This is a genomic window from Burkholderia stabilis (assembly GCF_001742165.1).
Classification (GTDB): Bacteria; Pseudomonadota; Gammaproteobacteria; order Burkholderiales; family Burkholderiaceae; genus Burkholderia; species Burkholderia stabilis.
In genome coordinates this window covers 1,588,959-1,601,522 of the sequence record NZ_CP016443.1, presented here as the reverse complement: position 1 = coordinate 1,601,522, position 12,564 = coordinate 1,588,959, and the positions used below count along the sequence as shown (strand labels likewise).

The window sequence follows — 12,564 nt, the reverse complement described above, 5'->3', positions numbered from 1 at the left end:
AATATTCCCGGATAGATATAAGACGTGACCTAGATGACGCGTTAGGACACCGTGGGTCGCGTTTATCAATAAATTCGGCGGGGCTTCGATCGAAGTTTCTTTGAATTACGATGAGGCGGACCAATCATTACGCCGCTAATCCGTGAAGAATCGAAATACTTCGGCAGCGTTGATTTCTGCGCTGGCGAGTATTTCCGCATTCGCGCAAGTCAATCCGTCGCCTGAAATAACCTCCGGCCCGCAAATCCAGCGTTTGCAGCAACAGCAACTCGACGCAACGAAGGCGTTGAATCCGCGCGCGACCGTGCTGACGCCGTCCGGGGAAAAGCCGTCGAAAGCCGGCATCGCAAACCTGCCGACCGATAACCCGTGCTTTCCGGTCAGGCAAATCGCGCTTGAAGGCAACGCATTCGGCTGGCTGCCGCGCTTTCTCCAGCCGATCGTCGGGCAGTGCGTCGGCAAGACCGCGCTCAAGCAGATTCAGGACGCCGCCAACAACGCGCTGATCGAGCGCGGCTACGTGACGGCGCGCATGCTCGTGCCGCATCAATCGCTGCAATCGGGGAGGTTGACGCTGCATGTCGTGCCGGGACGCATCAGCGACGTGCGGGCAGAGCGATCCACGATCGGCTGGTTGCGCGCGGCGTTGCCGACTTCCCGTGGTGCGCTGCTGAACCAGCGCGACATCGATCAGGGGCTGGAGAACCTGCGGCGTCTTCAGTCCCAGTCGGATGCCACGTTCGACATCGCGCCCGGCCTGAATCCGGGCGACTCGGAACTCGTCCTGCATCCCGGCACCGGCAAGCGCTGGCACGCCGTCATCGGCGCGGACAACGCCGGTCTCGATTCGACGGGCAAATACGAACTGTCCGGCTCCGTCACGTTCGATTCGCCGTTTCATCTCTACGATCAGCTGCAAATCGCCGGCACGACGAACGCGAACTTCGGCGCATCCGACAGGGGCAACCAGTCGGTGTCCGCCAACTACAGCGTGCCGATCGGCTATGCGATGTTGACGGCGAACGCGAGCCGCTCGCGCTACAAGCAGACCGTCGCCGGCTTCGGCGAGCCGATCGAATACAGCGGCGTTCAATCGCAGCTTCAAGCGGGGCTGTCCGGCGTGATCTACCGGAGCGCACGCGCGCGTACCGAAATTCACGGCAACCTGTTCCACAAGATCAGCCGCAACGCGATCGATGGCATCGATCTTCCGGTCCAGCATCGCGACGTCATCGGCTACGAACTGGGTCTGGCGCATCGGCACACCATCGGCAGCATCGTGCTCGATGGTGCGCTCGCGTGGCGCGCATCGCTACCGGGCTTGTCCAGCCAATCCGGCACGGTGGTGGGCGCGCCGGACTTCGACGGCAACACGCAGGTCGAACTGGCGAGCTTCGGCGCCCAGGTGCCTTTCAGGATCGGCGGTCAGACGTTCTCGTACCAGCTCGGCTGGAACATGCAGAACGCGCGCACGCCGCTGACCCCTTCCGACTATTTCACGATCGGCACGCGCTACGCCGTGCGCGGCTTCGACCAGCAACTGACGCTGGCCGCCGAGAGCGGCTGGGTGATTTCCAACGAATTCGCGTGGTACGTGCCGACGCCCGTCGGCACGCAGGCGCTGTATGCCGGCGTCGATGCCGGGCGTGTGCGCGGGCCGGCCGCGCAGTACCTGATCGGGGAGGCGCTCGTCGGCGCCGTCGTCGGGATGCGCGGCAATCTCGCGCCGAGAAACGTCCTCGGTGCGGCGCTGAACTACGACGTTTCGCTCGGCTTCCCGCTGTCGAAGCCGGACGGCTTCCAGACGAGCTCGCCGACGCTGTTGTTTCAGGTCAGCACATTTTTCTAAGCGCAGTGGTAGCGAGCCGGGCGACGTGCGGAATCACGTCCCGGTTTTTTTTGATCGTCAATTGAGGGAAAGAAGATCCATGCAATTCATGTACAAGAAGCGCGGCATCCTGCAAGCCGCGACGGCAACGTTTGCGGTGGTGGCCGCGCTCTGCCTGAGCGGCTGTGGCGGCGGTGACGATGGCGGCAGCAGCAGTGCGGCCGCTTCGAACGATGCGTCGGCTGGCGGGGCGTCTTCGATTCGTGTCGAAGGTCAGTCGCAAGCGTTGTCGAGCAGCCGGATGACGGTGACCGTGCTGACTCCGCCGGTGGCGTGGAACGCGGACGGATCGGTCCCGGGCGAGAATCTCACGCTGTCGGTCAACGAAATCTACGCGTCGCAACTCAAGTCGCAAGCGCCGGGCGCCTATACGACGCTGCCGCAAATCGGCAAGGTGCTCAGCCTGTCGACTGGCGTCGTGACCGACATCGCCGGCAATGGCGACTTCGCGATCGGCCGCTGGGCAGCGGGCAGCGATTCCGCTGGCCATGCGTACAACGTCAATCAGGGGCAGACATGGGCGGTCGGTGCGCCGCTGACGGTCAATGCGGACGATCAGCCGGAATTGACGTGCTCGCTGGCCGCCGCCACGCGTCCCACCGCAACCGACGGCAATACCGCGCCCGGATTGCTGCACGACGCGACGGCTGTCGTGACCGTCAAAACGGATTCGTTCGGCAAATTGTTCACGAGCGCTGATTTGACGTTGCAGTACTCGATCGGTGCGGACACGAATCAGACGTTCGTCAGTGACACGCAGGTCGGTTCGATGCATACGTCGGTTAAGACGAAGGCGTCGCTGCTCACCAAGTTCATGGGGCCGAGCGCATCGACGCCGTACCTCGTCGTGTCGTACGGCGTTCTCGCCCCGACGACAGGCGGCATCAACGGCCTGGCCGTGCTGAGCTGCAAGTAACGCGCACGCGTTGCCGGCGGCAACGACGATGCCGCCGGCCCGAGTCTGTTCAAGAAGAAAACGATCATGAATTCCGGAATCTTTCGCTTGGTGTTCAATGCCGTGCGCGGCATGCGGGTGGCCGTCGACGAACATGCGTCGGCGCATGGGGGCGGCGAGCGCGCTCGCGTTCGGCGAACGGTTCGTTCCGCACCGGAGGATTCCGGAATCTCGATCTGGTTCGCGGCGCGCGCGATCGCGTTCGCCGCGCTTTGTACGTTCGGCATGCAGCCGCTCGTCGCCGACGCGCAGGCTACATTGCCGATCACCCCCGACCGTAGCGGCTCGACGCATCCGGTCGTCGGCGTATCGGCGTCGGGCGTACCGCTCGTCAACATCACCGCGCCGAAGAACGGCGTGTCGCTGAACAATTTCACGCAATACAACGTCGGGACGAAAGGCGCCGTGCTGGTCAACAGCGGCCGGAATTCGCAGACGCAGCTCGCCGGCTGGGTGCAGGGCAATCCGTTCCTGGGCAACAACGCCGCGCGCGTGATCGTCAACCAGGTGACGTCGGGGAATCCCAGCCAGCTTCTCGGGCCGACCGAAATCGCCGGCAATCGCGCGAATCTCGTGATCGCCAACCCGGCCGGCATCACGTGTGCGGGCTGCGGGTTTTTGAATGCGCCGCGCGTGACGCTGACGACCGGCGCGCCGGCCTTCAATCCGGACGGAACCCTGGCCGGCTTCAATGTCACGCAAGGGCACATCGGCATCGATGGCGCGGGGCTGGACGCGCATGGCAGCGCGATCGATTTGATTGCGCGGGCGATGACGATCAACGGCCAGGTGTGGGCGGATTCGATCAATGCGGTGGCCGGCGCAAACCGGGTCGACTATGCGAACAACGCCGCGCAGGCCCAGGCTGGTACGGGTACAACGCCGAGCGTTGCGATCGATGTGCAGGCGCTGGGCAGCATGTTCGCCAACAGCGTGCGGATGATCGGGACCGAGGCCGGCGTAGGCGTGCGGGATGCGGGAGCCGTCACATCGTTGACGGGCGATATTCACGTGTCGAACAACGGCGACGTGACGATCGCACCGACCGCGCGTCTGCAATCGGCAGCGAACACGCACATCGACGGCGCCAACATTGCTCAGCACGGCACGATCATCAGTGCACAGGCGACGGATTTGAATGCTTCGGATGCGCTGTCGAACGCCGGAACGATCTCGTCGGTAAACAACACGGCCGTGACTGCGGGGGCCTCGCTCCGTAACAGCGGTCGCATCTATGCGGGTGCCGATACGGCGGGCGATCTGGTCGGTGGCGGTTCCATTACTGCGCGCGCGGCTACCGTGACGAACAGCGGCACGCTGGCGGCAGGCGACAACATCAATCTGTCCGCGCACGACGTCACGCTCGATCACGGGACGGTGAATGCGTTGCGCGCAGTGAACGTTGAGGCGAACGGCACGCTGTCGAATGTTGCTGGTTCGATGAGCGGCCGGAACCTGACGCTGAATGCCGGCCGGCTGGTGAACGATGCCGGCACGATCGCCTCCGACAATCTCGCGAACGTGACGGCGCAATCGGTTTCGAACCGGTCGGGCACGTTGGTCGCGGATGCGCTGTCGCTGAACTCGACAGGAGCGCTCGACAATACCGGCGGGAAAATTGCTGCTCGTACCGTGCAAGTCGCTGCAATCGATATCACGAACGTAATGGGCGAGATTGGTAGCTCGACGGGCGAGACGAGACTGACGTCGGCCGGGCACGTGTCGAACGACGACGGGAAGATCACAGGTGAAAACGGCCTCACGCTGACTGCAAACACGATTTCCAACGCGCATGGGCAGATGGGTTCCGTGGCGGGCGATACGTCGCTCGACGTTAAGCAATCGCTCGACAACGCGAGCGGCAAGATTGCATCCGGCGACGCTCTGATCGTCCACGCGGCGCATGTCGACAACTCGGCCGGATCGATCGGCGCGCACACCGCGCAGATCGACGCCACCGACATCGTGAATGCCGGTGGCCGCATCGGAACCACTGATGCATTGACCGTGATGGCGTCGGGTGCGGTGTCGAATCAAGAGGGTGACATTGTCGGCGGCAATGGCGTGTCGTTGACGGCGGACAGTATCGGCAACGCAGCGGGCACGATCGGATCGGTCGCCGGCGACACGACGCTGCGTGCGACGCAATCACTGAAGAACGCGGGCGGCACGGTGAGTTCGGGCAATGGGCTCACCATTGCGAGCGACAGCATCGACAACGCGAACGGCAGCATTACGGCCGTGCGCAGTGCGCAAATCTTGGTGGGCGATCTCGTCAACGCGGGCGGACAGATTGGTTCGTCGTCGGATGCGTTGTCGCTGACTGCAACCCGCATGGTTTCGAATGTCGGCGGAAAGTTGGTCGGGGCAACCGGTCTGTCGGCAACCGCCGCCGCGCTGAGCAATCGCGCGGGCGAGATCGGCACGTCCGCCGGCGCGATGACGTTGACTGTCTCGCAGGCACTCGACAATACGCTCGGCAAGATCGCTTCTGCCGGCGCGCTGAACGCGCAGGCCGGTGCTTTAGACAATACGCAGGGCACCGTTTCGGCGGATGCCGCGAAGCTCGCTGTAGCAGGCGCATTGACGAACACAGGCGGAACGATCGCAACGACGCGCGACACAACCGTGACCGCACGGGCCGTCTCGAACCACGATGGCACGCTCGGCTCCGTCTCGGGCGCGTTGTCGGTCACGACGTCGGGTACGACCGACAACGCGGGCGGCAAGCTGCTGGCGTTGGGCGATACAACCCTGACCAACACGGGGCTGCTGAACGCAGGCGGCACGATCACGGGGGCGAACGTCAACCTCGTATCCGGACAAGGTTCGATCGACAACCCACTCGGGAACATCGCGGCAAGCCAATCGCTGACGAGCCGCTCGGGCGCGTTCGACAACCGGTCCGGGCGGGTACAGGCTGCGGCGGCGACCGATATCGACACGCACGGCCACGCGTTCGACAACAGCGTATTGGCGGAGCAATCCACGGGCGGTCAAGTTCTTGGCAACGGCGTCTCGCTGACGACGGGCGCTCTGAACAACAGCGGCGGCGCGATTTCATCGAGTGACGCGGCGACGATCGATGCGACATCCGTGACCAATGACGCGGGTTCGGTCGTCGCAAACGGCGCATTGACCGTGCGGAGTGTCGACACGATGTCGAACGTCGCCGGCCAGATCGGCGGCAACGACAACGTAACCGTGTCCGGTACGACCGTCGACAACACGCGCGGGGCCATGCACGCGGGTGGTGTGCTGTCGGTCACGGGCGATACGATCCGCAATGCGCAGACCGGCAATGCGACGCTGCCTACCACGGCAGGCGTGCCCGGCTTGATCGCAGGGATGGAAGGCGCGAGCGTCGCCGTCGTCGCAAGCCAGGCGCTCGACAATACCGGCGGCTCGATTCGCACCGACCAGGATGCGAAACTGACCGCGCCGACAATCGACAACACGTCGGGCAGCATCCAGTCGAAGGGCGCGGCAACGCTGGTTGCGTCGAATACGCTGGTCAATCGTCACGGCGACATCAACGGCGGCCGGCAACTGACAGTCTCGGCGGTCGCACTCGACAACGACGGAAAACTCCAGTCGGCTGGCGACGTCAGCGTGACGACGCAAGGTGATCTGGCCAACAGCGGCCAGATCGTCGCGGGTCACGATCTCACGGCCACGGCTGGCGGTGTGCTCGACAACAGCGGAACGCTGTCGGCGGGCAACGCTGCGAATGTGGCTGCGGTTTCCATCCGGAACCGTGCGACCGGCGAGATTTTCGGCGGCAACGCTGCCGACATTCACGCGGACCAATCGATAACGAACGAGGGTTTGATCGACGGCGGCAAAACGACGGTGACGGCCGGCGATACTGTCACGAACGCAGGCGGCCGCATCTTCGGCGATACCGTAGCAGTGGGCGCCAACACGGTGATCAACGACCGGAACGAGCAAGGCACCGGCGGCGTCATCGCATCGCGCGTCGATCTCGACATCGGCGCGCAGACGCTGACGAACCGGAACGATGCGCTGATCTACGCGGGCAACGATATCCGCATCGGCGGCGCGCTGGATGCGAATCGTCAGGCGACCGCCGCCGCGCAGACCGTGACGAACGATGGCGCGCAGATCGACAGCGGACGCGACATCACGATCGACGCAAACCGGTTCGAGAACCTGAACGCCGACTTCCGGACGTCGACGGTCACGACCGACAGCGGCAAGCAGTTGTGGTATCAGATGCCGGGCTCGACGGAAAAGATCGACCCGTCGACCGTCTACCTGTATCAGAAGAACAGCCACGAGATCCGTCCGGGCACGGAATACCAGTGGGCGCTGGACGACGATCAGAAATTCATTCTGCTGCCGTCGCCGACCTATCCGTTCGACGAGTACGCGCGATTCACGATGAACGGCGTCGCGGGCAAGATCGACGAGACGGCTTATCCGGCCAATCGCTTCAGCTCGGAAACCATCGCATTTCAGACCGGCACATATCGGAACGTACCGGCGGATATCTGGACGCAGTTCGGCGTCGCGCCGCCGCCGGACGCGAACCCGGTGTGGATTGCCCAAGGGCCGTTCATGATGTCGATAGCCGGGTCCATATGGTCCGGCAGGCGGGGCGTCGGCAACGACTGGTTCGCCGTCAAGCCGCCGACCGAAGCCGACATGACCGGAGAAAAGCCGCCGATCTTCGGGCCGAAGAGCCCGTCGTGCATGACCTCGACCCATGCGGCGTGTGCACCGTTCCAGCAGTGGTTCAAGGCGACCGTCACCGCCTACCAGAACCTCAACCAGGCGGTCTCCGCGTATAACGGCGACGTGTCGGGCCGGCTCGTGGAGACCTACACGGTCTATTCGGTCGACGTGAAATCGACCAGGGATGTCGTCGCCGCATCGCGCCCCGGCACGATCACCGCGGGCCGCCATATCACGATCGATACGCGTTCCGGCATCAACGACAAGAGCCAGATCGTCGCCGGCGACGGTAACAAACCAGGCAACGTGCAGAACATCGGTGCGACCGGCACCGAAACGTTCACGGGATCGGGGAAGGCGATATACACATGGGTGCAGTCGGCCGGTGCATTCCACGGCGACGAGCGCAAATCGTCGGCGGCCGACTACTCGCCGGCCATTCCGCCGCAAACGATCGATCTGCCGGTGGTGCTGACCGATCCGGGCACGCCGTCCAGTCCGGTCAAGAGCGTGGCGACCGCCGCTTCTGCCGCGCAAGGCACGACCGGCACGGGGGTGACGCCGGTCGCCGGCAAGGAGATCGGCGATCAGGTGTCGATCGGCGCGGGCATGGCGGGCGTCGGCGGCGAGACCGTGTCGGCGGTGAAGGCGAACGTGGGCGGAGTCGTCGTGCGAACGGTGACGCCGAACACGCGCGTACCGAACAACGCGTTGTATCGGGTGACGACCGACCCGGGCAGCCGCTTCCTGATCGAGACGGACCCGCGCTTTACCGATTACCGGAAATGGCTGTCGAGCGACACGATGCTGGCCGCGCTCAAGGTCGAGCCGAATACGGTCCTTAAGCGAATCGGCGATGGCTTCTACGAGCAGCAGCTGATTCAGCAACAGATCATCCAGGCGGCCGGGCAGCGGTTCATCGGCGACTACACCGACAACCAGCGCGAATACGAAGCGCTGATGGCGAGCGGCGTGAAGGCGTCGCGGCAGTTCGGGCTGAACGTCGGCACGGCGCTGACCGATGCGCAAATGGCCGCGCTGACGAGCGACATCGTCTGGCTCGTGAACCAGACCGTGACGCTGCCGGATGGCAGCCGGCAGACGGTGCTGGCGCCGCAGGTGTATTTGCACACGAATGCCGCGGATGTGACCGGCGAAGGCACGATCCTGTCCGGCAGGAACGTGACGATCGAAGCGGACGGCGCGTACGAGAACTCGGGCACGATCGCGAGCCGCAACGTCACGATCATCCGCACCGATTCGATCGATAACCGCGGCACGGTGTCGGGCGGCGCGGTGATCGCGCGGGCGAACCAGGATCTGAACAATCTTGGCGGGTTGATCCAGGGCAATACGGTGGCGCTGTCGGCCGGGCGCGACATCAACCTGACGAGCACCACAAGCTCGGCGACGGCGAAGAACGGCAGCGCAACGGGTATCGATCGCGTATCGACGATCAATGCCGGCACGCTGCAGGCGGTTGCCGGCCGCGATCTGAACGCCAATGCTGCCGTCGTTGCGGCTGCCGGCCATGCGGTGCTGGCCGCGGACAACGACGTCAATCTGAACGCGGTTCGCCAGAGCAGCCGGGACGCGGTGAAGTGGGACGACCGCAACCATGCGGAGCATTCCGCGTCGATCGATACGGGCACGCAGATCGCATCAGGTGGCAACCTCGCGATCGTGGCCGGCCGCGACGTGAATGCGACGGCCGCTTATGCGAACGCGCAACGCGCGCTCGGCGTGAGTGCCGGACGCGACGTCAACCTGAACGCCGGTGAGCAAAGCGCGAGCGCGAACGACGAGCACTATCGGAAGGAGAGCGGCTTCCTGTCGTCGAAATCGACGCACACGATCGATTCGAGCAGCTACACGCGCGCGGTTGGCACGACGTTGTCGGGTCATACGGTCGATGTGGCGGCCGGCAACGACCTGACGGCGAAGGCGGCGACGATTGCCGCCACCGGAGACGTCAGTCTCGTGGCTGGCCATGATCTGAGAATCACGACCGCAGACACGGCCTCGAGCGAATCTCACTACCAGGACGTGAAGAAGTCCGGCCTCGGCAGCGCGGGCGCCGGGATCTCGTATGGCACGAACCAGACGATCGATACCAGCCGCGATACGGTGAAGGGTTCGCAGGGCAGCCTGATCGGCAGCGTGGATGGCAGTGTTTCGATGCGGGCCGGCAACAAGCTTCATGTGACGGGCTCGGACATCGTCGCGGGCCAGCATGTGACGGGTGTGGCGAAGGAAGTGACGATCGACGCGTCGCAGACGGATCGCCGTCACGAAGAAACCCGCGAAGTGAAGAGTTCGGGTTTCACGCTGGCGGTGAAGTCGCCGACGATCGATGCGATCCAGAACGTGAATCAGCAGGCACAGGGCGCAGGCGGCAGCCAGGACGGACGGGCCGTGGCACTGCATGCGATTGCGGCGGCGGGCGGCATGGCCGATCTGGTCGACGCGACAGGGCGCATGACGAAGGCGCTGAACGATCCGAAGGGCAAGGTCGACGCCAAAGTTGAACTGAGCTTCGGCTCGTCGCATAGCAAGACGACGTTCACCGAACGCAGTACGCAAAACAACGGCAGTAGCGTGAGGGCCGGCGGCACGGCCGCGTTCGTGGCAACGGGTGACAAGAACGACGGCCAGGGCAACGTGACGATCCAGGGATCGAACGTCACGGCAAAGGACGTGCTGCTGAAGGCGACGGACAAGGTCAATCTGGTCAACAGCACGGATACCGACAGCACGCGCAGTACGAACGCGTCGAAGAGCGCGGGCGTGGGCGTGTCATACGGCACGGGCGGGTTTGGCGTGTCGGCGTCGATGTCGCGGGCGCATGGCGATGCGAATTCGGATGCGGCCACGCAGAACAACACGCACGTCAATGCAAGCGACACCGTGAGGATCGTCAGCGGCGGCGATACCCATATCGTCGGCGCGAACGTCAGTGCGAAGAAGGTGCTCGCGGATATCGGCGGCGATCTGAATCTTGCGTCGGTGCAGGATACGAGCACGAGCGCGGCCCATCAAAGCAGCGCGGGCGGCGGGCTCAGCGCGAGCATGGGCGGTGCGAGTGCCAGCGTCAGCATGCAGAACGGTCGCGCGAGCGGCAGCTATGCGGGCGTGAACGAGCAGTCGGGCATTCAGGCCGGAGACGGTGGTTTCGATATCACGGTCAAGGGCAATACGGACCTGAAGGGCGCGTATATCGCGAGCACCGCGACGCCGGACAAAAACCGGCTGACGACCGGGACGCTGACGTTCTCGGATATTCAGAACCATTCCGAATACGACGCGAGCAGCTTCGGGGTCAGTGCGGGCGGTGGGGTCGGCAATGGCGGCAACAACTACGCGACGCATGGGGCGACGAGCGGGAAGAACACGGGCGGCGCGTTGCCGCTTTATGTGAGCGAGAGCGGCAGCAGTGATGCGACGACGAAGAGTGCGATCAGTGCGGGCGGGATCGAGATCACGGATCGGGCGAATCAGAAGCAGGATCTGGCGGCGCTGGAGCGGGATACGTCGAATCTGAATGGTGCGGTGAGCAAGACGCCGGATTTGCAGCAGGTTTTGGGCAGTCAGTCGGATTTGATCAATGCGGCGCAGGCGGCGGCTGAGGCGGTTGCGAAGCAGATTGGCAACTATGCGGATGGCAAGGAGAAGGCGGCGCGTGAGGCGGCGGGCAAGGCGAGTGATCCGGAGCTGAAGGCGCAGTACGAGCTAGAAGCCAATGCGTGGGCGGAAGGTGGTGCGAATCGCGTCGGGTTGCATGCTGCGGGTGGGGCTTTGACGGGTGGGTTGACGGGTGGCGGGTTGGGGGCGTTTGGGGGAGCGGCCGGGGCTGGTCTGTCGGCGAAGCTCGCGCCGGAACTGAATGAGATCGCCAAGTCGATCAAGGATGCCGGGCCGACGGGGAACAAGAATGTCGATGAACTGTTGGGGAATTTGACCGCAAATGTGTTGGCGGGTGGTGTGGGTGGGTTGGTTGGTGGTGGGGCTGGCGCGTTGGGTGGGGCGGGGGTGGATCGGTTTAATCGGCAACTTCATCCGCAGGAAAAGACAGCCGCACAAAAGATTGTCGACACCGCGAAGGCTCGAGGCATTACGAACCCGGATGGTTCGTCGATTACAGTTAATCAGATTGAAAACGCGATGCGCTCGGCGAACAATAGCCAATATGGTGAATCGATCACAACTGGCATGATTGTGCCGCTGAATGTGAACACATCTGCGAGCGCAGTGTACGACTCGACGGGCATGAAAGTGACCAACGACGGTGCTGGTAAAAGCTATCTGGTCCAAGATCCGTCGATGTTGACGCCTCCGTCGCAGACGGTGATGGATCTGATTCAGCAGAACACCGGTGGGACGAACTCGCCCTACAGCTGGAATGTGCAGTCTCCAGAAGCGGCACAGGCAAACTCGACACCAACACTTCCTGCGGATCCGTTTGCTCCGGGTTGGAACACGGGGATTATTCGGCTGGACTTGGAACGGCAGGCCGTGGGGTGGCGGGAGATTATGCGACCGTAAACGTTGGTTCACTATCTGCGAATGCAACGGGAGCAATTAATCTCTACGATAATTCCTTCTATGTCGGCGGAGGCGTTGTAATGGCTAATCCGTCCTCGGTCACATTCAGGCCTGGAGTGAGTGGTACGGTTGGATATATCATCGGAGCAAATAGCGCGCAAGCAGCGCGTAATTTCTTGGCCGGAGATGGTGCACAAGGATTTGTTTCTATTCCGACGCCATTTGGTTTTAACGCGATTGCTGCGATTACACATGCGTATGGTGGGGCCACGGCAATTGAGTTCGGTGTCGGGCAGCCTGGCTCAATCACCTTCGGAATACTTCCTTGGGGACATACGAAGCAAGTAACTGACAAGACGAAATAGGAGGATATATGGCGGTGGGTGGGGGACCTAGCCCGGAACAATGGGCGAAGATGTCGAGGGCGCAGAAGATCAGCTACTGGATTTGTGTAGCAGCAGCTAGCGCATTTATTGTTGGA

Annotated in this window: 4 protein-coding genes; all 4 read left to right on the top strand. The window is 63.3% G+C overall.

Going from position 1 to position 12,564, the window contains the following annotated elements:
- Positions 1-142: 142 nt before the first annotated feature.
- The 4 genes from BBJ41_RS25045 (at position 143) to BBJ41_RS40630 (ending at position 12,448) form a co-directional block, all read left to right on the top strand.
- On the top strand, positions 143-1,849 hold the full coding sequence (locus tag BBJ41_RS25045; protein ID WP_069748936.1) for a ShlB/FhaC/HecB family hemolysin secretion/activation protein: 1,707 nt from the start codon (positions 143-145) through the stop codon (positions 1,847-1,849).
- 79 nt (positions 1,850-1,928) lie between these two features.
- Complete coding sequence (locus BBJ41_RS25040) at positions 1,929-2,804, top strand: hypothetical protein (protein WP_069748935.1); 876 nt, start codon at positions 1,929-1,931, stop codon at positions 2,802-2,804.
- A 66-nt stretch (positions 2,805-2,870) separates the two neighbouring features.
- Positions 2,871-12,083 carry a two-partner secretion domain-containing protein gene (locus BBJ41_RS25035; RefSeq protein ID WP_156814865.1) on the top strand — a complete coding sequence of 3,071 codons (9,213 nt, stop codon included), beginning with the start codon at positions 2,871-2,873 and terminating at the stop codon, positions 12,081-12,083.
- The gene (locus BBJ41_RS40630; protein WP_167362214.1) at positions 12,059-12,448 is read left to right on the top strand and encodes a polymorphic toxin type 22 domain-containing protein; all 390 of its coding nucleotides are present in this window, start codon (positions 12,059-12,061) and stop codon (positions 12,446-12,448) included. Before BBJ41_RS25035 ends, BBJ41_RS40630 begins: the two co-directional genes overlap by 25 nt.
- Positions 12,449-12,564: the final 116 nt, after the last annotated feature.